Source organism: Streptomyces sp. NPDC020884, assembly GCF_044333935.1.
Taxonomy (GTDB): Bacteria; Actinomycetota; Actinomycetes; order Streptomycetales; family Streptomycetaceae; genus Streptomyces.
Window position 1 is genome coordinate 797,841 of sequence record NZ_JBIRRY010000001.1, and the last position, 22,020, is coordinate 819,860.

20 protein-coding genes are annotated in these 22,020 nt (G+C 70.0%); 15 read left to right on the top strand and 5 right to left on the bottom strand.

Going from position 1 to position 22,020, the window contains the following annotated elements; all coding sequences use genetic code 11:
• Positions 1 to 462: 462 nt before the first annotated feature.
• Entirely contained in the window at positions 463 to 1,095 is a 633-nt protein-coding gene (locus ACH4UK_RS03695; protein ID WP_055643649.1) for an HAD-IA family hydrolase, read from the bottom strand.
• A 174-nt stretch (positions 1,096 to 1,269) separates the two neighbouring features.
• Between ACH4UK_RS03695 and ACH4UK_RS03700 the strand changes: the two genes are divergently transcribed.
• From ACH4UK_RS03700 to ACH4UK_RS03755, 12 genes are all read left to right on the top strand, one after another.
• Positions 1,270 to 2,490, top strand: a complete 1,221-nt coding sequence (locus ACH4UK_RS03700) for a helix-turn-helix domain-containing protein (protein WP_055643648.1) — start codon at positions 1,270 to 1,272, stop codon at positions 2,488 to 2,490.
• A gap of 565 nt (positions 2,491 to 3,055) precedes the next feature.
• On the top strand, positions 3,056 to 3,472 hold the full coding sequence (locus tag ACH4UK_RS03705; RefSeq protein WP_262388013.1) for an ATP-binding protein: 417 nt from the start codon (positions 3,056 to 3,058) through the stop codon (positions 3,470 to 3,472).
• Positions 3,472 to 3,987 carry a hypothetical protein gene (locus ACH4UK_RS03710; RefSeq protein ID WP_148901584.1) on the top strand — a complete coding sequence of 172 codons (516 nt, stop codon included), beginning with the start codon at positions 3,472 to 3,474 and terminating at the stop codon, positions 3,985 to 3,987. Before ACH4UK_RS03705 ends, ACH4UK_RS03710 begins: the two co-directional genes overlap by 1 nt.
• On the top strand, positions 3,981 to 4,445 hold the full coding sequence (locus ACH4UK_RS03715) for a DUF6302 family protein (RefSeq protein WP_079037616.1): 465 nt from the start codon (positions 3,981 to 3,983) through the stop codon (positions 4,443 to 4,445). The genes ACH4UK_RS03710 and ACH4UK_RS03715 overlap by 7 nt, the downstream gene beginning before the upstream one ends.
• 53 nt (positions 4,446 to 4,498) lie before the next feature.
• Entirely contained in the window at positions 4,499 to 4,702 is a 204-nt protein-coding gene (locus ACH4UK_RS03720; RefSeq protein WP_055643646.1) for a DUF5999 family protein, read from the top strand.
• Positions 4,699 to 5,346 (top strand): hypothetical protein, encoded by a 648-nt coding sequence (locus tag ACH4UK_RS03725; protein WP_063785778.1) that lies wholly within the window; start codon positions 4,699 to 4,701, stop codon positions 5,344 to 5,346. Before ACH4UK_RS03720 ends, ACH4UK_RS03725 begins: the two co-directional genes overlap by 4 nt.
• 203 nt (positions 5,347 to 5,549) lie before the next feature.
• Entirely contained in the window at positions 5,550 to 6,788 is a 1,239-nt protein-coding gene (gene fxlM, locus ACH4UK_RS03730; protein ID WP_055643645.1) for a methyltransferase, FxLD system, read from the top strand.
• A 51-nt stretch (positions 6,789 to 6,839) separates the two neighbouring features.
• Complete coding sequence (gene fxlA, locus ACH4UK_RS03735) at positions 6,840 to 7,043, top strand: FxLD family lanthipeptide (RefSeq protein WP_030881377.1); 204 nt, start codon at positions 6,840 to 6,842, stop codon at positions 7,041 to 7,043.
• Between the two features lie 96 nt (positions 7,044 to 7,139).
• On the top strand, positions 7,140 to 10,205 hold the full coding sequence (locus ACH4UK_RS03740) for a lantibiotic dehydratase (protein ID WP_055643644.1): 3,066 nt from the start codon (positions 7,140 to 7,142) through the stop codon (positions 10,203 to 10,205).
• A complete protein-coding gene (locus ACH4UK_RS03745; RefSeq protein WP_055643643.1) occupies positions 10,202 to 11,431 on the top strand; it encodes a lanthionine synthetase C family protein in 1,230 nt (409 codons plus the stop codon). Before ACH4UK_RS03740 ends, ACH4UK_RS03745 begins: the two co-directional genes overlap by 4 nt.
• Before the next feature lie 2 nt (positions 11,432 to 11,433).
• Complete coding sequence (locus ACH4UK_RS03750; RefSeq protein ID WP_316248008.1) at positions 11,434 to 12,402, top strand: thiopeptide-type bacteriocin biosynthesis protein; 969 nt, start codon at positions 11,434 to 11,436, stop codon at positions 12,400 to 12,402.
• Between the two features lie 632 nt (positions 12,403 to 13,034).
• Entirely contained in the window at positions 13,035 to 13,568 is a 534-nt protein-coding gene (locus ACH4UK_RS03755) for a hypothetical protein (protein ID WP_057950454.1), read from the top strand.
• Here ACH4UK_RS03755 and ACH4UK_RS03760 read toward each other — a convergent pair.
• Genes ACH4UK_RS03760 through ACH4UK_RS03775 form a run of 4 tightly spaced genes read right to left on the bottom strand, consistent with a single transcriptional unit; the run spans position 13,478 to position 16,991 of the window.
• On the bottom strand, positions 13,478 to 14,083 hold the full coding sequence (locus ACH4UK_RS03760; protein ID WP_055643641.1) for an isoprenylcysteine carboxylmethyltransferase family protein: 606 nt from the start codon (positions 14,081 to 14,083) through the stop codon (positions 13,478 to 13,480). The two genes, ACH4UK_RS03755 and ACH4UK_RS03760, sit on opposite strands and share 91 nt — an antisense overlap.
• A gap of 39 nt (positions 14,084 to 14,122) precedes the next feature.
• Positions 14,123 to 14,629, bottom strand: a complete 507-nt coding sequence (locus ACH4UK_RS03765) for a signal peptidase II (protein WP_055643640.1) — start codon at positions 14,627 to 14,629, stop codon at positions 14,123 to 14,125.
• Positions 14,630 to 14,632: 3 nt separating this feature from the next.
• Positions 14,633 to 16,597 carry a cation-translocating P-type ATPase gene (locus ACH4UK_RS03770; protein ID WP_055643639.1) on the bottom strand — a complete coding sequence of 655 codons (1,965 nt, stop codon included), beginning with the start codon at positions 16,595 to 16,597 and terminating at the stop codon, positions 14,633 to 14,635.
• Complete coding sequence (locus ACH4UK_RS03775) at positions 16,590 to 16,991, bottom strand: helix-turn-helix transcriptional regulator (RefSeq protein ID WP_055643638.1); 402 nt, start codon at positions 16,989 to 16,991, stop codon at positions 16,590 to 16,592. The genes ACH4UK_RS03770 and ACH4UK_RS03775 overlap by 8 nt, the downstream gene beginning before the upstream one ends.
• Positions 16,992 to 17,313: 322 nt before the next feature.
• Between ACH4UK_RS03775 and ACH4UK_RS03780 the strand changes: the two genes are divergently transcribed.
• The 3 genes from ACH4UK_RS03780 to ACH4UK_RS03790 all read left to right on the top strand — a co-directional run bounded on the left by ACH4UK_RS03780 (position 17,314) and on the right by ACH4UK_RS03790 (position 21,996).
• The gene (locus ACH4UK_RS03780; protein WP_262388159.1) at positions 17,314 to 18,012 is read left to right on the top strand and encodes a response regulator transcription factor; all 699 of its coding nucleotides are present in this window, start codon (positions 17,314 to 17,316) and stop codon (positions 18,010 to 18,012) included.
• A gap of 64 nt (positions 18,013 to 18,076) precedes the next feature.
• Positions 18,077 to 19,495 (top strand): HAMP domain-containing sensor histidine kinase, encoded by a 1,419-nt coding sequence (locus ACH4UK_RS03785; RefSeq protein ID WP_148902888.1) that lies wholly within the window; start codon positions 18,077 to 18,079, stop codon positions 19,493 to 19,495.
• A 311-nt stretch (positions 19,496 to 19,806) separates the two neighbouring features.
• Positions 19,807 to 21,996 carry an MMPL family transporter gene (locus ACH4UK_RS03790; protein ID WP_230883015.1) on the top strand — a complete coding sequence of 730 codons (2,190 nt, stop codon included), beginning with the start codon at positions 19,807 to 19,809 and terminating at the stop codon, positions 21,994 to 21,996.
• Positions 21,997 to 22,020 lie beyond the last annotated feature (24 nt).

Here is a 22,020-nt window from a genome sequence, read left to right on the forward strand (position 1 = left end):
ATCTCGGTTGGGAGTGGACGGAGGAACTGCACGCCCTCGTCCCACCGGACGACGTGCCGGAGGTCGACGCCGGCCTTCAGGCAGTGGAGGAACTGCACCTGCATGGGCACCGGACCGGATACGCCGCGGGGCCTTACGGCACGATGCGGTTGACCCTGGATCGCGCGGAGCAGGTGTTCACGAAGGTCGCCGCCCGGGAGCCTGGTGAGGTCACCCCCGACCCGGGCGCGCAAAATGATCAGCCTGGAAGAGCGGACACCAGGCGGCCTACGTACGGGGGAGTGTCCCCTTCAGAAGGGCCGGTTGAACCCGACGGGCCCGAGTCCCCAGCAATCTAGAAAGTCCTACAGCAGGAGCCCGTACCTGTCCTTCAGCGTTCGAGGAGCCCTAGGGGTTCCTCGAACGCTGCTGCCGTTCGTTGGCCGGAGTGACGTCCCCGGCGAGCTGCTTCGCTCTGTTCGTTCAGGCGGGAGCGGGGTCGAGGAGAAGCGAGTCGAGGATGGCAGCTGTGCCGGTGGGGTCGGTCGTGTGGTGCACGGTGCGGATGCCCAGGGTCTCGGCGGGCGGCAGGTTCTCCGCGTGGTCATCAACGAAGACGCACTCAGGACCGGTCAGGTCCAGGGCGTCAAGCGCACGCTGATAGATGAGCGGCGACGGCTTCCGTACGCCCTCCAGCTCCGACAAGATCACGGCATCGAAGAAGTCCGTCCACATGCCCTTGTCCTCGTACGGGTTGTAGGGCTCGATCCCGAACGAGTTGCTGAGCATGGCCACCTTGATCCCTGCCGCACGAGCGCGCTTCGCGGCGGCGACTATCTGAGGCTCCGGATGGAGGTTGGCCAGAGCGCGCCGCATCAGGTCGGTGGAGTCGATACCGAGGATGCCGCCGATGACACGGTTCCAGTCCTCCTGGGTTGCCTCACCGACCTCCAGCGCTGCGTAGATCGCGACGCCGTCGGGATGCTCATTCAGCGCCGCGAAATACGCGCCTGGAGTCAATCCCTCCGTCCTCTCGAACGCCTGCCCGTTCAGTCGCATCCGAGTGGTGAGCACACCACCGAAGTCGAGAATCAGACCACGGTATGGGGCTGGCAAAGCGGCCTCCTTGCCGATCTTTCCTACGTGTACGCGGTCCCCCGGCCGCAGGGCGACAGGGGGACCGTTGAGTGCCCTCCCCAGAGGGAGAGACCCCCAGTATCGCCCCTCCCCGAAGCACCTGGGCCTACGCTTGACACGAGTGCCCTGTCCACTACGGCGAACGGTCAACCCATGGTGTATGACGGAGAGTTGTTCAGCATCGGCCAGCGGATCAAGTGGTGGCGTGAGCGCCGGGGCTTGTCCCAAAGGATGCTGGGAGACCTGATCGGCAGGTCAGAGAACTGGGTCTACAAGATCGAGAATGACCGGATGCCCTTGGATCGGCTTCCGATCCTGATCGCTCTGAGTAAGCAGCTGCGATGCAGTCTGGAGGACCTGACGGGCGGCTACGTGTCCGGAATCGTTACGGCGGGCACGGAGCACGAGCACGTTCCGCTCATCCGACAGGCCCTGTCGCTGCCCGCCTCCCTCCTTCCGCAGCGGATCGGGTCGGTTACCTCCGACGACTTCGAGTCCTCGGTTACGGACGCCTGGAAGGTCTACGAGACGCAGGCTGACGACCGGTACCGCGACGTCGGCGAGCGGCTGCCCGCCCTGTTGCGGCAGGGACACGCCGCTCTGCGCGACGCCTCGCCTGAGCAGGAGGGCACCGTCCTCCGGCAGCTCATCAGTCTCTACGGCCTGCACCAGATCTGGCTTCGCCGCGTCGGTGAACCAACACTCGCCCGCATCGCGGCCGACCGCGGCCTCTCCCTCGCTGACAACGCCGGTGACCCGGCCCTCCTCGCAGCTGCGGCCTGGAACCTGGCCTGCGTTCTCACTTCCGCCGGAGATGTGGAAGACAGCTACGAACTTGCCCGACAGACCATCGCCCAGTGCCGGCCGCACGACGACTCCAACGCGGAGCACTGGTCCGCGTACGGCGCGCTACACCTGCAAGGTGCCGTCGCCGCCGTACGCGCGACAAAGGGCCCGAGGGCGTGGGACCTGTACAACGGCGCGCAGCAAGCCGTGGACCGGGTCGGCGCGGACCTCAACCACTGGCACACGTGCTTCGGTCCGACCAACTTCGCCATGCACGAGGTACACCTGAAGGCGGAGGAGGGCGATACCAGCGAAGCGCTTCGCGCCGCCGATCACGTCCTCGTCAACGAAGAGGTCCCGCTCGAACGTCGAACCCGGTACCTGATCGAGGTGATGAACCTCAACCGCATCCAGCGAGACGACTACGCGACGGTGCACATTCTCGGCAAGCTGCTGAAGCAGTCTCCGGAGGAGATCGTGTTCTCGCCCCTGGTCAGGGAGGCGGTGGCCGACCTGCTGAAGCGCGAGAAGCCGATGTGGCGCGACGACCTTCGTGAAGTAGCGAAGCACATCGGGCTTGCCGCGTAGGCATATGCCAACCCTGAGCGTTACTCAGCCCTGATTTTTTCTCAGGGGTGGCGCCTTGAAGTGGCCCTACGTTTACGGGTCATGACGACAAGTCACGCTCAGACGGAAGCTGGCGCGGCGCCCTTACCGCCAGCCAAGCGCCACCTCCGCCTTGCTCGTGAGGCGAAGGTCGCGCACACGGAGGCCGGTCGTTTCGCGGTCCCCCTCGACCTGCACGAGGGGGCCGCGGAGCCCGCGACCATTCCGCTGGTCCTGACGGCCGATGAAGCGGTTGCTCTGCACGGCAGGCTCGGTGCCCTCTTCCCGTTCGCGGAAGGGGACAACCGATGACCACACGAACTCCCTCAGATCGTGAGCGCCGCCGCAACCTCGCAGACGCTTCGATCACGCCGTTGCCCGCTTTTGCCGGGCTGCTCCGACACGTCCCGGGCCAGCAGCGTCGGACGGGGCCGCTCGCTTCCCTTGACGACCGGGCCGCCCCGGAAGACGGGGCCTCACAGATCGGGACGGAGCGGTGATCGGCCCGGCGTCGCAGCGCCCGACCGCAACTCGTGCCGGCGGCCTGGTGGAGGAGCGCTTCTCCATCACCAAGCACTCCCCGGGCGAGCGCCCCCCTCCCGTAGACGAGTCCCGCGTCCGCGCCATGAGGCTCGTGACCCGCGAACGTCTCACCTCCCGCGGTCTGACCTGCGTCGCCGACGACGCGACACTCGTCGTCTCTGAGCTGATCACCAATGCCATCGTGCACAGCGGTGGCAGGCAAATCCGGCTGACCCTTGACGTGCGCGATGGCGTCCTGCGCATCCGTGTCCATGACGGCGTGCCCGGACCTCGCCCCACTGCTCAGTGCCCCGAGGACGACGCCGAGAACGGTCGCGGCCTGGTGCTCGTGCAAGAGATCGCCCGAAGCAGACAGGGCGCGTGGGGTGTCAGCGACGACGGCGCCACCACGTGGTGCGAGCTGAGTTTGGTGGCGTGCTGATGACGAACACCGCATTACGCGACGAGACGACTAGCCCGGAGACCATGCCGGTCCGCGTTAAGGACCCGACGGTCCCCACGAACCCTTGGACTCCTCCACACGGTGAGGAGGAGGCCCGGCGGTACCTGAGCGCAGTGCGCGAGTGGGCAAGCGTGGATTGGAACGAGGTGTACGACGACCTCGACACCATCCTGCACGGCGAGGAAGAGATCAGCCACCACGCCGCGGGCCCGTCCGGCGGAGCACCATTACCCAACTACAACAACGATGCCCTTACTCAGCGCTTCCTCATGGCGCTCAAGCTGCTTGTAGCTCGCGCCTTGCGAGACAAAGCCGACGAGAAGCACCCGGACATCGCCGCTCTGATCGGGCAGGCCTGCACGCTGCGTGCCGAGGTAGTGGCCGGCGACGCGGGGCAGACCATCGGACTCGTTCGGAAGCTGGCGCGGCTCACCCTCGATCTCGCCGAGCTTCTGGAAGAGGCCGGGATCGTCAGGGGGCTGGTCGAGTGCTGACGACCACCAAGGCTTCGACGCGTTCGTTCGGCCCTTCCCTCTGCCCTGCCGAGGAGGCGTACGACTTCGAGCACTTCCGGAACCGCCTTGCCCGGCCCGAGGTCCTTGCTCACGCTGTCGCGGTACGCGTCTTCCGGGCACCACTGCTTGCCGTGCCGGTCGGCGGCCCGCGTCGCGGCGGATACATGTCCTTCGATCTGCTGTCCCTGGCAATAGGGGCACGCGACCTTCTCACGAACCGGCCGGGGTTTCCGGACCTCCGCGTCCGATGGTCGCCGTACCGCGATACCTGCCACACCGTCGAGTGGGGCGATCCCGCTCCCGGGTGGTGGGAGGACGACGCGGTCTTCGGCCGCTTCTACGGCTACAGCGAGTCCGCCATCACCTCGTTTGTAGGTGCACGCCCACAGACACCCTCTTCGGCAACCTCCACTCCGTGTTCCCCCACGGCTTCGTAGTCGCCGAAGAGGGCCCAACTTCCCCACACTGCCTTGAGAGGACGACGAGTACGATGTGCCAGCACACCCCGCCGTGTCCCACGGCCGAGGCTTCCGACCGAGAGGCCGCCCGCCCCACGGTGGCCCACCCTGAACAGGGCTGGAGCCTGCTGTGCAACGGGGTGTTGCTCTTCGAGGACACCGGCGAGCTGTTGCCGGACGGCCAGATCGTCGCTCCGCACCGGCCGGTCGCGCTCGCCGCCGGGAGCACCGCGTGACCACCGCTCCCCAGATCGTCGTGCCCTACATCACCGCCCGGGAGGGCGAAGAGGCCGACTCATTCCTCAATCTGCGCATGGGCCGCGGTCCGGACGGCCGGCCACGTCTCCGATACGTGGATGAGGCGCCGCCGGACCGGGACCTCAAGGGCGTGCTCTGGGCCCGCTACTCCATGTCGCTCGACACCTTCGGGCAGCCCTGCGGGACACCGCGCTGGCGGATGGTTCACCCGCACCGTCAACGCGTGACGATGGCGCTGCTGCGGTGCCAGGTATGCACCGTCCAGTTGAAGCGCACCGACGGCGTCCTCTTCCTGGAAACGGCGGGTGAAGAGGGCTACGACGGTCCAGTGAAGACCGCGCAGCCGCCGGTATGTCTGGAGCACGCCCGGATGGCGGCAGGCCGGTGCCCACGGCTCAGGGCAAGGGGCCACGTAGCGCTTCTCGCCACCCGTTTCCCGCTGTACGGCGTGATCGGCCACGCGTACCAGTGGAGCGCGAACGGCCTACAGGCACTCTCGGACATGGACTCCCCCATCCCTTACCGCCATCCCCAGATCGGCATGTTCCTGGCCTCCCAGCTCGTACGGGAACTGCGGGAGTACAAGGTCGTCAACCTGGACGATCTTGTGCCCGCCGCCTAGACGGCCGCCCGGCCCTCCTGAGTGGTACAGACAGGACCGCCGGGCGGCTCACCACCGGCGCCGGACCTGCGCGCGCCGTCCAGCACGAACCCGCCAACTTTCGGCGGTCCGACGAGAGCGGAGAGCTTTCGCCGATAGCCTCCCGGCCCCCGGCACGCGTGCCGGCCCACCCGCCCCCGAACACGAACGACCGAAGGAAGTCCATGACGAACACGACCGTCGAGCCCGACGAGGCGACCCGCCTGCGGAACAAGGTGGTGGACGAGCTCTGCGCGGACGGCAACATCTCCTCGCCGGAGATCGAAGCGGTGATGCGCAAGGTGCCCCGGCACGAGTTCACCCCCGCCGACACGCCGCTGGACAAGGCGTACGACACGTACGCCGCCGTGATCACCAAGACGGACGAGCACGGCGTGCAGCTCAGCTCCGTCTCCGCCCCACAGATCCAGGCCATGATGCTGGAGCAGGCCCAGGTGAAGCCCGGGATGCGGGTCCTGGAGATCGGCTCGGGCGGGCTGAACGCGGCCTACCTCGCCGAACTCGTCGGCGAGGACGGTGAAGTCGTCACCGTGGACATCGACCCCGTCGTCACCGATCTCGCGCGCCAGCTCCTGAACGAGCACGGCTACGGCCGAGTTCACGTCGTCACCGCCGACGCCGCCGAGCCCATCCCGGACCTCGGTGAGGTCGACGTCGTGATGGTGACCGCCGGGGCCTGGGACGTCTCCCCGGCGTGGACCGCGCAGCTCAAGCAGGGCGGCCGGCTCGTCGTCCCGCTGCGGATGCGCGGCCTGACCCGGTCGGTCGCCTTCATCCAGGTCAAGGGCGAGCACGGTCCCTACCTGGAGAGCGAGTCGGCGCGGATCTGCGGCTTCGTCCCGATGCAGGGCTCGACCGCCCACCGGGAAGAACTCCTCCTGGTCAACGGCACCCCGGAGATCGGGCTCAAGTTCGATGACGGCCTGCCGGCCGACCCGCACCGGCTCGACAACGCCGTCACGTCTCCGCGCCATGAACTGTGGACCGGCGTCACTGTTCGCATCCAGGAACTCATCGACACCCTTCAGATGGCGATGGCGATCTCCCTGCCGGGCTTCTGCACGATGGCCGTCGATGAGAACTCGGACTCGGGGATGGTCGCCCCCGTGAACAAGCGGTTCGCCCTCGCGGCCGTCGAGGACGACACCTTCGCCTACCTCGTCACCCGCCGCACCGAGGACAACAAGCACCTGGAGTACGGCGTGCACGCCCTCGGCCCGCACGCGGAGCAGTTCGCCGACAAGATCGCCGACGTGCTCCGCGACTGGGAGGCCAACCGGCGCGGCGGCCCCAGCCCGGTCATCCGGGTCTATCCGGATGGCACCCCCGATGACCAGATCCCAGCCGACCGGGTCATCGACAAGGTGCACAGCCGGGTCTCGCTCTCCTGGCCCTCGGCGTAACACCGGGAGCCAGGTAATCCCGCACCACCCCGACAAGAAGAAGGGCACATCATGACGAGCGCCACTCTCGCCCCGCCCCCGGTCGCGCCCGCGCCGTCGGCGGACCTGGACGACGACTTCGCGCCCCTGGACGTGAAGGTCGTCATCGCCGAGCACTCGTACGGCCATCTCATGTGCTCCACGGGCGACGGCTGCGGCACCACCTGCGCGACCGGTGCCTCCGCCTGCGGTTCCTTCACGGAGGACCCGGCCTGATCCAGGCCGACCCCCTCACCTGTGGGCCGGGCGAAGCGCTTCGCCCGGCCCACAGGCCCCTCTCCCCCTCCCCGCGCCGCCTCATGGAAGGGCCTCATGGCTTCCCGAGCAGCCGCCGGATACCAGTGGCAAGGCGTTGCGATGCTGCGCGCCACCACCAGCCCCGGGCCGGCAGACATCCCCCGTACCCTCGACCTGGACAACGTGGCCGTCACCCGCGGATGGCTGAACCGCATCTGGCAGCGCGAGGACTTCCGCAGCGCGCTGGAGCTGGCCACCCCCGTCCTGTCCGACGCCATCGAGGCAGTCGTCCGGGGCCGGCAGACCGAGCCCCGGCACGTCCGCCGCACCGCGCTGTCGACGGTCTCCTACCTCCTACGGTGGCAGCACCGGCCGACCCCGCTCGGGCTGTTCGCCGGCACCGCCCCGGTGTCGGTCGGGCCCCGAGCGAGTGCGCGGTGGCGCGACAAGCACCGCGCGATGATCCGGCCGGACGCCGAATGGGTCACCGACATGGTTCTCCGGCTCCAGCGCACCCCCGCGTTGCTGAAGCGGTTACCGCTCGTCGCCAACAACGCCGCCCGCGCACGCGGTGACCGGCTCGTGGCACCGGGTCCGCCCTCCGACGGCCACGCCGTCCTGCTGGCCCCGGTCGAGATATCCGTCCGCAACGCCCGGCCGGTGGCCGCCGCCATGGACGCGGCCCGCACCCCCATCCTCTACAGCGGACTCCACAGCCACCTGCGCGACCGCTTCCCGCAGGCGACACCGGAGAAGATCGACGCCCTTCTCACCAGCCTGGTCGAGCAGCAGTTCCTCATCACCAGCCTCTGGGCGCCCATGACCACCGTGGACGGCTTTCAGCACCTGTGCCGCGAACTGGACCGGCTCCAGGCGGACGACGTCCCCGAGGTGCGGGACCTGGTCCACGCGCTGTACGCGCTGCGCGACGACGTGTCCGCCCACCAGCCGACGCTTTCCGACACCAGCGTGAGCGCCGTCGCCGCGCGGATGCGCGCACTCACCACCGTCACCCCGACCCCGCTGCTCATTGACACCGCCCTCGACTGCGAGACCCAGCTCCCGCAGCCCGTGATCGCGGAAGTGCAGGCAGCCGTGTCGGCCCTCTACCGGACCACCCCGCAGCCCTACGGCTACCAGCACTGGCGCGACTACCACCGCCGCTTCCGGGCCCGGTACGGCGTCGGGGCCCTGGTGCCGGTAATGGACCTGGTCGCCGACAGCGGTCTGGGCCTGCCCGCCGGATACGTCGGCTCCGAACGCGGCGCCGCCCTGAAGGTGCGCACCGACCGCGATGAACTGCTGCTCGCGCTGATGCAGCAAGTCCTCCTGGACGGCCGCGATGAACTGCGGCTGACGGACGACATGGTCGACGCCTTGGAGAAGGCCGCCGGAGAGGACGAGCGGCTGTTCGTACCCCGGGTGGAGGCCGCCTTCGAAGTCCACTCACCCAGCACCCGGGCACTGTCCAGCGGCACCTTCGATGTCCTCCTCACCGCGGTCCCCCGCCCCGGCAGCAGCATGGCCGGCCGGTTCGCCCACGTCCTGCCGCCCGAGCATCAGGACGCGCTCGCCGCCACGTACCACGGGGCGCCGGACGCCCTCACGGCGCAGCTCGTGTTCCCGCCGCGCCGCCACCGCAACGAGAACGTCACCCGTACGCCGCGGCTGCTGCCGCACGTCATCGAGCTGTCCGGCCACCAGGAGACGGACGAGACAACGATCCCGCTCGCCGACATCGCCGTCACCGCGGACCCGCGCAGCTTCCACCTCGTGCAGCTCTCCACCGGCCGGCGCATCGACGTGCGGGTCCTGCACGCCCTGGAGGGCGGGACACAGACCCCACCACTGGCCCGGTTCCTCGCCGAAGTGGCCAACGGGCGGTACGCCGCCTACAAGCCGTTCGACTTCGGCGCCGGCGCCCGGCTCCCGTTCCTCCCCCGGGTGCGCTACCGCCGCACCATCCTCACGCAGGCCCGATGGCTGCTGAGGGCCGACGACCTGCCCGGCCGCAAAGCCTCGACCGAGGAGTGGGAGGACGCCTTCACCGCCTGGCGGGACCGGCTACGGGTCCCCATGCAGGTCGCGATCATCGAGTACGACCAGCGCCTTCCCCTCGACCTGTCCCACCCGGTCCACCGCCGGGCCCTGCGCGCCCACCTCGACAACGCCCGGCGCCTGGAGCTGCGCGAGGTCCCGGACGCAGACGCCCACGGCTGGATCGGACGGGCACACGAGATCTGGCTCTCCCTGGGCCGGTTGCAGCCGGACACCGCCGATGTGCCCCGGCCGCGCCCCGCCGCCCCGCCGGCCCCCGGGCGGCACCTTCCGGGCGCCGGTGACGTCCTGCTCGCGCAGCTCCACGCCCACCCGCGCCGCTACGACGAGATCCTGAGCCGCCACCTGCCCAGCCTCCTCGCCGCGTTCGGCGACACCCCGCCCCTCTGGTGGTTCACCCGGCACCGGGAGATGGCCCGCCCGGACGCCGACCAGCACCTCGACCTCACGCTGCACCTGCCGCCGGACGCATACGGGGCCGCCGCCCAACACGTTCGTACCTGGGCGGACAGCCTGCACGGGACCGGTCTGGCGGCCGGGCTCGTCCTGGCTCCCTACCAGCCGCAGACCGGGCGCTTCGGCAGCGAGGCAGCCATGGACGCCGCTCACCAGGTGTTCGCCGCAGACTCCGCCGCCGCCCTCGCACAGATCCAGCTCACCGAGCGCACCGACGCCGTCGCCCCGCAGGCCCTCGCCGCGGCCAGCGCCCTGCACCTCGTCACGCCCCTGGCGCCGGACACCGCGGCGGCCGAGGAGTGGTTGGTGCGCAACCTCCCCCAGGGCAAGGGGCGACTGAACCGGGCCCTGCGTACCCAGGTGCTCGAACTCGCCGCGCCGAACGGCGCCTCCGCGCTCGCGGCCCTCCCCGGCGGCTCTGCGGTCGCCGAAGCATGGCGGGCCCGCGTCGTCGCCGTGGACACCTACCGAAACGCCTTGACCGGCCAGCGTGATCCCCTCGGCGTCGCCCGGTCGCTCCTGCACCAGCACCACGTCCGGGCCCTGGGCGTCGACCCGCGCGCCGAGGAGACCACGATCCGGCTCGTACGAACTGCGGCCCTCCAGCACAGGATGGCGGCCCGATGACCGCGCCGGCCGTCACCACTGCGGCGATCCTGGAGCAGTACACCGCCCGCCTCGCACAACCCGCTCCGCCGTCCCCGGACGAGCCTTGGGCGGTGCAGTCCCTCGCCGACGGCGCCGCCGGAATCAGCCTGCTGCACATCGAGATGGCCAGCCGTCACGGCGGCTCCTGGCGCCCCGCCCACCGATGGATCACCGCCGCAGCGGCCGGGCACATCAGCGCGGCCGACACCGCCGGACTGTTCCTCGGCGCCCCGGCCCTCGGCTTCGTCCTCACCACCGTCCCGCCGTCCTTCCAGCACCTGTACGAACCGGCGCGCCGGACCCTGCACCAGCACATCACCGACCTGACCCACCGCCGCGTGGACGCCGCGCTCACCCGCATCCGCAAGGGCGACCTGCCCACGTTCGCCGAATACGACCTGTTCTACGGCCTCACCGGCATCGGGGCGTACCTCCTGCGGACCGACCCCGAAGGGCTCCCCCTGGAACGGGTCCTGAAGTACCTCGTGGCCCTGACCCGCCCCCTTGTCCCCGACGGCCGCGGCCTGCCGGGCTGGTGGGTCCGCCACGACCCGGCCCGTGGCGAGTCCCTCCACTACCCGGGCGGCCACGGCAACTTCGGTGCCGCCCACGGCATCACCGGCCCGCTCCTCCTACTGGCCCAGGCCGTGCGCCGCGGCATCACCGTCAGCGGCCACCGCGAAGCCATCTGGAGCATCTGCGAACACCTTGACGCCTGGTGCCAGCTCAGTCCCTCCGGTCCCTGGTGGCCCGAGCACATCTCGCGCCGCGACCTCAACCTCGGGCGCCCGCACCACGACGCTCCCACCCGGCCGAGCTGGTGCTACGGAACCACGGGCATCGCACGAGCCGGGCAACTCGCCGGGCTCGCCCTGCGCGCCCCCGACGTCCAGGCGTTCTACGAGGACGCCCTGTACCGCGCCCTGACCGACCCCGAACAGCTCGCCCACGTCACCGACTCGGGTCTGTGCCACGGCTGGGCAGGCATCTACCAGACCGCCACCCGCGCCGCTGCCGACGCCCGCGACCCCCGCCTTCAGACCCTCCCGAAGCGCCTCGGCAACATCCTCGCAGCGAACGCCCAGCCGTGCCTTCCCGAGCCCGGCCTGATCAACGGCGACGCCGGTACCGCGCTCGCCCTCACCACCTACGCCTCACAGCAGGCCCCGATCTCCGGATGGGACGCATGTCTCTTGATCAACTGATCTTGACGGAGCCGAGCCCGGTCCAGCGCGCGGTCTCCGCTGCCCTCACCGGCTTGCCGATCCCCGAAGTCGCAGCTCAGTACGGGATGGAACCGACGATCCTGTCCGACGCCGTGGCGGTCTACGACCAAGCCGGCCGGGAGGCCCTGGCCCGCCACGCCGCCGCCACCGACTGGTGGCATGTGTACCTCCACTTCACCGACTGGACGGCCGCCGACACCACCTTCACCACGCACGTGCTCCCCGTGCTCGGGGAGGCAGAGGCCACCGGGCTCATGAGCGGCTGGTGGTACACCCGCAAGCACCCGTGCTGGCGCCTGCGCCTTCGTCTACAGCCCGAGGCCGGAACCAAACTGACCCTCGGCGACGGCTTCGACCGTCTTGTCTCCGACGGGCATCTGCACCGGTGGTGGCCCGGGATCTACGAGCCGGAGACCGCAGCGTTCGGGGGCGCGGTCAGCATGATGGCTGCGCACGCGCTGTTCGTCACCGACAGCCGAGAGGCGCAGCAACTAAGGCAGCGCGGGGACCTGGCCGTGGGACCGCGCGAGCTGTCCGTTCTCCTCTGCACGATCATGATGCGCGCCGCGGGTCTGGAGTGGTACGAGCAGGGGGACGTGTGGCACCGCGTCATCACGGAAGAGCACCGATCGGCCGTGAGCGACGTCCCGGCAGACCGGCTCGACGCCCGCGCGCAGGAGATCCGGCCGCTGCTCTTCGCCGACAGTGATGTCCTGCTGCGCCCCGGCGGGCTGTTGGAACCCGTCGCCGAGTGGGCCGCCGCCTTCCGCAGCACGGGGCAGGAACTCCGCCGTGCCGTACAGGACGGGACGCTCGACCGGGGGCTGAGGCAGGTGCTCAGCTATCACGTGATCTTTCACTGGAACCGGCTTGGGCTGTCCATGCGGGGACAGAGCGTCTTGGCCTGGGCAGCGAGGGCGGCGATCCTGCACCGGGAAAGCGGGACATAGGTGGGCCGCGAGCCGTGTAAACCGCCAGGGGCCACCAGCTGTAGGCCCCGGAGAAGCGACCCATAGTCGTGCGAGATAGGACTTGCCATGACCGTTCCATCGCGGCAGAAGCAATGAGTGAGCCTCGGATTGCTGTTCGGGGGCCACCCACAGGGCTTCGAGCTCCCGCCGCCCGTCTCCGGTGGCTACGGCGTCTTCGAACGGCCCCACCCGTCTCCAGGGCAGATGACCGGTGGGGCCACTTCAAGCCGCCCCTCGATCTTCACGAAGTGCGGCCGACTCGGGCCGCCCTGGTGGGGCCGTTCGAAGACGCCGTAGCCAGTCTCCGGGCCCCCGCCCGCCACCGAGGTGACCGCCGATGAGCGGGAGGCCAAGGAGGTGATGCGTACGGCCGGCTACGAGCCGAGGGGGCCTTACCCCGGTGCCCGCTCGATGCCTTGGCCGAGCGAGTGCACCGACTGCGGGGCGTCCCGTAAACCCTCGCTCCAGGCCCAGGGCACCACGCTGCGGATCCTGTCAGGCAAGGTGATCACCACCGCCCAGGATCACTGGTTCCGCAGGGCGATCGATGGGCCGACCGTGATCGCATCCGACTCGGCCGAGGCGGGCATCGACACGCACAGCTACAGGAGATGGGACTGGACGAGGATCAGGCGCAGCGGCTGGTGCAGGGTGAGCTCGACATGGGCGTCTCGCACTGCAAGGACCCGTGGGACTCACCGTTCAGCCCGCGCGGCGAGTTGTGCGCGGTCGCGCCGCTGCGCTGTCTGGAATGCCGCAACGCGTGGGTGCTGCCCAGCCAACTGCCGCAACTGATGCTGTTCGCCGAGCATTTGGAGAGGGTGCGCCGCAGGCTCGATCCAGTGACGTTCACCCGCCAGTGGGGCCAGTCCTACGTCAACCTACAGGCCGCCCTGGACGAGCGTACCGATCAGGAGAAGGCCCTGGCACAGCAGCACATCGACGCGGGGACGGGCCCGTCTGGACCTGCCGCTGTCCGCGCACGTGGAGTTCGACGCGTGATCATCCCCAATACCGGCGGGCACACACATTCCCTTTTCCGGCAGGACACCGATCAGCCCGGGCGCCTGCCGATTGCGGGCAGGAAGCGGCCGGTACGTGCGGCGTACTGCACGTACGCGGGGCCGTGGACACGACGCAGGTAGGGCTCCTCGACATAGCGGACCTGGATTTCCAGGCCGACCAGGAGCAGCAGTGGGCCGGGCAGCGCGATGAGGTTGGGAACGAGGAGGGCCAGGCCCGCCGCCCAGGCGAGGGCAGCGGTGTAGATCGGATTGCGGACGAGGGAGAACGGGCCATGGGTGATCAAGGCGGTGCGCTCGGCCGGGTCGACATCGTCGCGCCAGGAGGCACCCATGGCGTTCTGCGCGCCGACGACGGCGGCGATGCCCAGCGCGGCCAGCACTGCGCCCGACGCCCGAAGACCCGGCTGGTCGAGAACGGGGGCCGCCGGAAGACCCAGCAGTTCGGCAACGGGAGCAGCCACCCCCGTCAGGAGACTGCCGGCTATCAAGGCGGCGCGGGCCCACTGCTGCGCAGGCCCCGCCGCACGGGCCCGCCGGACGCCGGTATCCCCAGTCCGGTGGTACTGGATGAGGATCCTGGCCACCCCGGCCAGCAGCAAGAACGCGGCGAACAGGACAAGCGCAAGGACGGCCACGACTTCTCACCTCCTCCTTCGTGTCTTCGTGTCCCGCCGTCAGGCGGCTGGGGAACTCGCCCTGCCGGGTTTGGGGGCCGGGCGGCGCCAGGACAGAGCAACGACGGCCAGACCGCCGCAGACGATGAAGACGTCGGCGAGGTTGAAGGTGGGCCACCAGCCAGTGTGTAGGTAGTCGGTGACGACCCCGTCGCCGGCACGGTCGACCAGGTTCGCGGCCGCACCGGCGAGGATCACGGCGAGTGCCGCGGCCGCGGCCTTCGACTGCGGGGCGGTCCGCCAGGCGAACACGCCGACCCCGGCGGTGATCAGGGCAGTGAAGGCGACCACCACCCAGGAGGGCAGAGTGTCGCCCATGGAGAAGGCGACACCGGGGTTGAACGCCAGGCGCAGCTGGGCGAAGTCGGGGCCGATCGGTGCGTCGGCCAGGGCGCTTTGGGCCCAGGTCTTCAGGGCGAGGTCGGCTGCGGCCAGGGCGGCGGCGCCGGCCGCGAGGGCCGTGCGCCGCCGGGCCGCCGAGGACACGCGAGTGGTGTGCTCGGGCATATTTCAGACTCCTGCCGCCGCGGGGACGGGCTGGTCGGCTGCCTTGGCCACCGGGGCCGGGGGCAGGGGACGGGTGCGTCCGGCGCGGACGCCGTTGCCGATGACGACGACCTCGAAGAGTTCGTGGACGGCGACGACGGCGGCCAGGCTCATGACGCCGAACGCGGCGAGCGGGATGAGCAGGGTGATCAGGCCCAGGGACATGCCGACGTTCTGCAGCATGATCGCGCGGGAGCGGCGGGCGTGGTCGAGGGCCTGGGGCAGGTGGCGCAGGTCCTCGCCCATCAATGCGACGTCGGCGGTTTCGATGGCGACGTCGGTGCCCATGGCGCCCATGGCGATGCCGGTGTCGGCGCTGGCCAGGGCGGGGGCGTCGTTGATGCCGTCGCCGACCATCGCGGTCGGCCGCTTCTCGCGCATGGACCGGATGAGGGTGGCCTTGTCCTCGGGGCGCAGGTCGGCGTGGACCTCGGTGATGCCGGCCTGGGCGGCCAGGGCGGCGGCGGTGCGCTGGTTGTCGCCGGTGAGCATGGCCACGGTGTAGCCGGAGGCGTGCAGTCGGGAGACGACCTCGGCGGCCTCGGGGCGCAGTTCGTCGCGTACGCCGATGGCGCCGATGACGTGTCCGTTGTATTCGACGAGGACGGCGGTGGCGCCGGCGTTCTGCAGGGCGGTGATGTCGTCGGCGAGGGTGCCGGGCTCGATCCAGCCGGGGCGGCCCAGGCGTGCGGGGCGGCCGTCGACGGTGCCGGTCAGTCCGGCGCCGGTGACCGCTTCCACGGCGTCCGCGTGCGGGTGCTGGGGTGCGGCGGCCAGGATGGCGCGGGCCAGGGGGTGCTCGCTGCGGGACTCCAGCGCCGCGGCGATCTCAAGGACGCGCTTGTCGCTGCGGCCGTCGACGGAGACGGTGCGGATGACGGTGGGTTCGTTGCGGGTCAGGGTGCCGGTCTTGTCGAGCGCGACGGCTCGGATGCGGCCGAGGGCTTCGAGGGCGGCGCCGCCCTTGACCAGGACGCCGAGGCGGCTGGCGGCGCCGATCGAGGCGACCACGGTGACCGGGACGGAGATCGCGAGCGCGCACGGCGAGGCGGCGACGAGGACGACCAGGGCGCGTTCGATCCAGGTCTGCGGGTCGCCGAGGATGCTGCCGGTGACAGCGATGATCGCGGCGAGGACCATGATGCCGGGCACCAGCGGCTTGGCGATCTTGTCGGCAAGCCGCTGGGCGGCGCCCTTGCGGGACTGCTCGGCCTCGACGATCTTCACGATCCGGGCCAGGGAGTTGTCGGCCGCGGTGGCGGTCACCTCGACCTCCAGCACACCGGTGCCGTTGATCGACCCCGCGTACACCGCCTCGCCCACGCCCGCCTCGACGGGGACGGACTCGCCGGTCAGCGCGGAGACGTCGAGCGCGCTGCGGCCGGAGCGGATCGTGCCGTCGGTGGCCACGCGCTCACCGGGCTTGACCAGCAGCAGATCGCCCATCTTCAGGGTGGCCGGGTCCACGGTGACCTGGGCCCCGTCGCGCAGCACGGTGGCCTCGCTGGGCACCAGGTCGAGCAGGGCGCGCAGGCCGCGGCGGGTGCGGGCCAGGGAGTACTCCTCCAGGCCCTCGCTGATGGAGTAGAGGAAGGCGAGCATGGCCGCTTCCTCGACCTGGCCCAGGATGACGGCGCCGACGGCGGCGATCGTCATCAGCGTGCCGACGCCGATCTTGCCCTTGGCCAGGCGGCGCAGGGTGCCGGGCACGAAGGTCCAGGCGCCGGCGGCCAGGGCTATCGCGTTCAGGACCAGCTGGACCGTCTCCGACCCGCCTGCCAGGCCGGTGAGGAAGCCGGCCAGCAGGAACACTCCGCCGACGGCGGCCCACTGCAGTTCGCTGACCTGCCAGATCTTCTCCGGCGCGGCCTCTTCGGCCTCGTCACCGGTGCGCGGCTCGTCGCCGCTGCATCCGCAGGCGTCACCCATGGTTGTTCTCCTTGCGCTGAGCGGCCGCCGGGGTGCGGCCGTAGGTGGGGCACAGGTCGACTGCCTCGCCGGTCGCGGCCAGCAGGTCCTCGGCCGAGGCCAGCAGGTCCAGCAGCTCGGGGCGGGCCAGGAAGTAGAACGAGGATCGGCCCTCGGCGCGGGAGTCGATCAGTCCGCACTCGCGCAGGCAGGCCAGGTGCGCCGAGACCGTGGACTGCGCCAGGCCGAGCGCCTTCACCAGGTCGACCACCCGCGCCTCGCCCTCGGCCAGGCGCATCAGGATCGCCAGGCGGGCCGGCTCGCCCAGGGAGCGGAACAGGGCCACGGCAGCCGACGGCGCCCCGCACGACGTCGTGGTGGCCGCCGGGGCCACCCCCATGTTATTCATCGTCATGCAACGATGATAGCGAACCTGGACGATGCATTGACAAGGGGCCGGACCGCACTGATGAACTAGGTCCGAGGCGCACCGCGCGCGCCTCGCCTTCGGGGATGCCACCGAAGGGCGGCCGCCCGTGATGATGGACAGCGAGTGCAGTTGACGCCCACCCTGCCCGCGACACCGCACTCACGACGGGACTGGACGAATCGCCCGGATTTCACACAACGAAGCCGCGAAGGGCGCGAAAGTTACTTTCTGGTTTCATCGCCACAGGTCGATGATATCGCTAGGATCCGATATCGGAACGGTCGGCGGGGGGTCGGCCGCATCGCCTATGGGGGTTGAGATGCACGTTCTGATTGTTGAGGACGACCAGCGGATCGCGGATGCGCTCGGGGAAGCCATGCAGCGATTCGGCCACGACGTGACCAGGGTGGCCACCGGTCGTGAGGCGTTGACGGTGGCGGAGAGCACCGAGTTCGTTCTACTTGACCTGGGGCTTCCGGACTTGGACGGGCAGGAGGTCTGCCGCCGGCTGCGGGAGCGGTCGTGGGTGCCGATCATCGCGGTCACGGCCCGCGCGGAGGAAGTGGACCGGATCCTGCTGTTGCAGGCAGGGGCGGACGACTATCTGATCAAGCCCTACAGTATGCGCGAGCTGCTGGCCCGGATGGATGCGGTGGCGCGCCGGGTCACCGGCCCCGCTGCCGCCGCCGGTGGCGAGTCCCGTGAGGACCGCTGGGCTGCGGGTCCTTTGGTGTTGGACCTGCGTACTCGTCAGGTCGAGGTGCACGGTGTGCCGGTGGGTTTGACGCGGCGCGAGTTCGACCTGCTGGCGGCCCTCGCGGCCGACGCGGGGGCCGTCCGTGCCCGCGAGGACCTGATCAACGAGGTGTGGGACGTCAACTGGCACGGGTCGACTAGGACGTTGGACGTCCACGTCGGATCTCTGCGCAACAAGCTCGGCGTCCGGGAGTGGATCGAGTCGGTGCGGGGAGTCGGGTTCCGCCTGGCGGTGCCCGATGCGGCCTGACGCCAGCGACAGGGCGGGGCCGCGCCGCGGGTTCGGCGGGCAGACCGGATGGAAGGTAGGCAGCGTGCGGGGTCATCTGGTCGCTGCCCTGGTCGTGTTACCGACGGTGGTGCTGGTGGTGCTCGGGCTCCCGCTGGCCGCGGAGCGCGACGACCGGGCAGTGCGGCAGCTCACGCAGATCCGCACCCAGCAGGCACGGGAGATGAAGGACCTGGCCGCCGGTGTGGTGCGCAGCGGCGACTCGGACCGGGCCCGCAGGCACATCGCCGACTTCCAGGACCGTACCGGCGGACGGATCCAGCTCTATGACACGACGGGCCGGGCGTTACTGGGGGCGCTGTGCATCCTCTCGCCCGAGGAGCTGCGGGACGAGGAGCCGGTACAGGCGGCGCTCAGGGGTGACTTCAGGGACTCGGCTGAGCAGCGGGTGTCCTGGCAGGCGGGGGAGCTGGTGGTCGCCGTGCCCGTCGTCGACGGTGGGGTGCTGGTGGGAGTGGTGGTGATCTGCTCGTTCCTCGACGACCTGCAGATCGACGTGCTGACGGCATGGGTCATCATCGCTGTCATCGCTCTTCTGGCACTGGCGGTGGCCGCCTTCCTGGCGGAGCCGCTGGCCCGTTGGATCTTGAAGCCCATCCGGTACTTGGAGCGGGCCGCGCTGGATTTCGCCGCCGGGGATCACGATGCGCGGGTCCCTGTGGATCAGGGGCCGCCGGAGCTTCGGGTGCTGGCGGAGACGTTTAATCATCTGGCACAGCAGGTCCAGCATCAGGTCCAGGTCCAGCAGTCGTTCGTCGCCGATGCCAGTCATCAGCTGCGCTCACCGCTCGTGGCGCTGTCCTTGCGTCTGGAGAACCTTGAACCGTATGTCGACAAGGACGGCGCCGCGCGCCTGGCTCAGGCGCTGGCCGAGGCGGAGCGGATGAGCCGCATCCTCAACGCTCTTTTACTCCTGGCCCGTTCGGAGACCGAGGATCAGCCCGCTCACCCGGTCGACGTTCTCGCGGTGCTGGAGGAGCGGGTGGCGTCCTGGCGGACGGTGGCGGCCCCCCGGGCGGTGGAGATCGACATCGTCGAGGGGCGCGAGCTGCTGGGCGCGGCGATCCCGGGCACGCTCGACCAGATCCTCGACGTCTTCCTCGACAACGCTGTGCGCGTCTCCCCAAGGGGCAGCTCGATCCGATTGCGGGTCGTGGCCGACGAGGGGGTCGTGGCGGTGCAGTGCCAGGACCAGGGGCCGGGCATGAGCGCCGCGGATCGCTCGCGGGCTTGCGACCGGTTCTGGCGTGGCCCCGACGCCGAACCCGGTGAGGGATCCGGGCTGGGGCTGGCGATCGCCGCGAGTCTGGCGCGCGCCAACGGCGGCGAGGTGCTGCTGGAGCGTGCACCCGCCGGCGGCCTGCATGCCGAGGTGCGGCTCCCCAACTGGCAGCCAGCCCTCACCTGCTCGGGTCCCGCCGCACTCGAATCGAGGCGGAGGTGATCTTGTCCCCTTTCCTGTACGTGCCTTGCATGTGCGCTGCCGGTTTGCTGACCTGCGGCTCTTTACGCTGACGCCGTGCCCGCAGCGTGACGCACTGACTGCACGCGCGGATGAATGTGGCAGGCGTCCCTGCCCCTCCGGTGCCCACTGTGTGCGCCGGCCCTTGATTTCTTCCATCTGTCGGCCCCGTCGTGGGCCGGACTCACCCCCTAGGAGGAGGCGTGGGAACCCGACCCACTGCCCGCACCACCGTGACAACCGAACCGGCCAGCCCTGCTCCGCCACCACCGTCCCCCGCGGGACTCGCGCGCTTGGGCACATGGCTCGCCCGGCGCCGGGTGCTGGTACTCCTTCTCACCCTCGCCGCACTCGTGGTCGCGGTTCCCTTCGGCTCCGACGTGGAGAGCCGCCTCTCCGAGGGTGGCATCACCGCCCCCGGCTCGGAAGCCGCGCGCGCCGATGAGCTGCTCAACACCCGCTTCGAAGGCGGCTCCCCGCACCTGGTGTTCATCGCCAAGGCCGCCAGTTCCGTCGACGCAGCCGACGCCGCGAAGGAGGGCCAGGCCCTGACCGACCGCCTGGCCAAGGAACCGGGCGTGGTGCAGGCCGCCTCATACTGGTCTCTGGGCAACTCCGAGGCACTGAAGGCCAAGGACGGGAAATCGGCCCTGATCATGGTGCGACTCGCCGGAGACGAGGACCAGGTCCGCAAGCACGCCAAGCGCGTGATGCCCACCGTCATCGGCGAGCAGGGCCCGTTTAAGCTGACCGCCACCGGGGCCACCGCGGTGCGCATGGAGATCGAGAAGCAGAGCGAGGAGGACCTGGTCAAGGCCGAGATGCTGTCCGCGCCTCTGGTCCTGATCATCCTGCTGCTGGTGTTCGGCAGCGTGGTCGCCGCCAGCACACCGCTCGCCGTGGGCGTGCTGGCCGTGATCGGCTCGTTCGTCGTCCTGCGGCTGCTCGACATGGTGGTCCAGGTGTCGGTGTTCTCGGTGAACATCACCACCGCGCTGGGCCTCGGCCTGGCCATCGACTACAGCCTGTTCATCGTCACCCGCTTCCGCGAGGAACTGGCCGCGGGGCGTGAGGTGCACCCGGCGATCGCCGAGACCATGCGCACCGCCGGCCGCACCGTGCTGTTCTCCGCACTGACGGTCGCCCTGTCGCTGTCGGCGATGCTCGTCTTCCCCATGTACCACCTGCGCTCCTTCGCCTATTCCGGCATCGCGGTGGTGGCCCTGGCCGCGCTGGGCTCGGTCATCGTCCTGCCCGCCCTGCTGGCGGTGCTCGGCCGCCGGGTGGATGCGTGGAACGTACTGTGGTGGCGCCGCAAGTCGAAGAACAGCGGCGCGCGCAGTGACCGCGAAGGGTTCTGGCACCGGCTGGCCATGGCCGTCATGCGCCGCCCGCTGCCCTTCGCCCTGACCGTGACCGCGGTACTGATCGCGCTCGGCATCCCCTTCCTGCGGGTCGAGTTCGCCGACAGCGACGACCGGGTCCTGCCCGCCAGTTCTGCCGCCCACCAGGGCGCGCAGGTGCTGCGCGAGCAGTTCGACAGCCAGGAAGGCTCACCCATCGCCGTCGTCCTGCCCGACCTGGACCCCCAGACGGACTCCAAGGACGTGGCCGCCTACGCCACCGCACTGTCCAAACTGCCCGATGTGACCCGGGTGGACGCCGCCACCGGCTCGTACAACGCGGGCCGTGAGGTGGCTCCGCCCAGCGAAATCTCCCAGCGGTTCGCCGCCAAGGGCACGGGATCCGGCACCTGGCTGTCGGTGACGTCCGACACCGAGCCGTACTCCCAGCGCGGCATGTCACTGGTCTCCACCGTGCGAGCCGTCCCGTCGCCCTCAGAAAGCCTGGTCGGCGGGCAGGCGGCCCTGCTGGTGGACTCCAAGGACACCCTGGGCGACAAATTGCCCTGGGCGCTGGGCATCATCGCCGCCTCCACCCTGCTGCTGCTGTTCCTGTTCACCGGCAGCCTCCTCATCCCACTCAAGGCCATCGTGCTGAACCTCCTCAGCCTCACCGCCACCTTCGGCGCCATGGTCTGGGTCTTCCAGGAAGGGCATCTGCGCTGGTTGGTCGGTGACTTCACCGTCACCGGGGCGATCGACATCGACACACCGGTGCTGATGTTCTGCGTCGCTTTCGGCCTGTCCATGGACTACGAGGTCTTCCTGCTCTCCCGGATCAAGGAGGAGTATCACCGCACTGGCGACAACGTCTCCGCGGTCGCGTGGGGCCTGGAGCGCACCGGCCGCCTGGTCACCGCTGCGGCCGTCCTGGTCGCTACCGTCCTGCTGGCATTTGCCACCTCCGGACTCACCCCGCTGAAACTGCTCGGGGTGGGCCTGGCGCTGGCCGTCATCGTGGACGCCACTCTGGTACGAGGCATCCTCGTGCCCGCCTTCATGCGCCTGGCCGGCCGCGCCAACTGGTGGGCCCCCCGCCCACTCGCCCGCCTGCACAAGCGCATCGGCCTCGACGACTGACTCCCCTCCACCCTCCAGCACCTA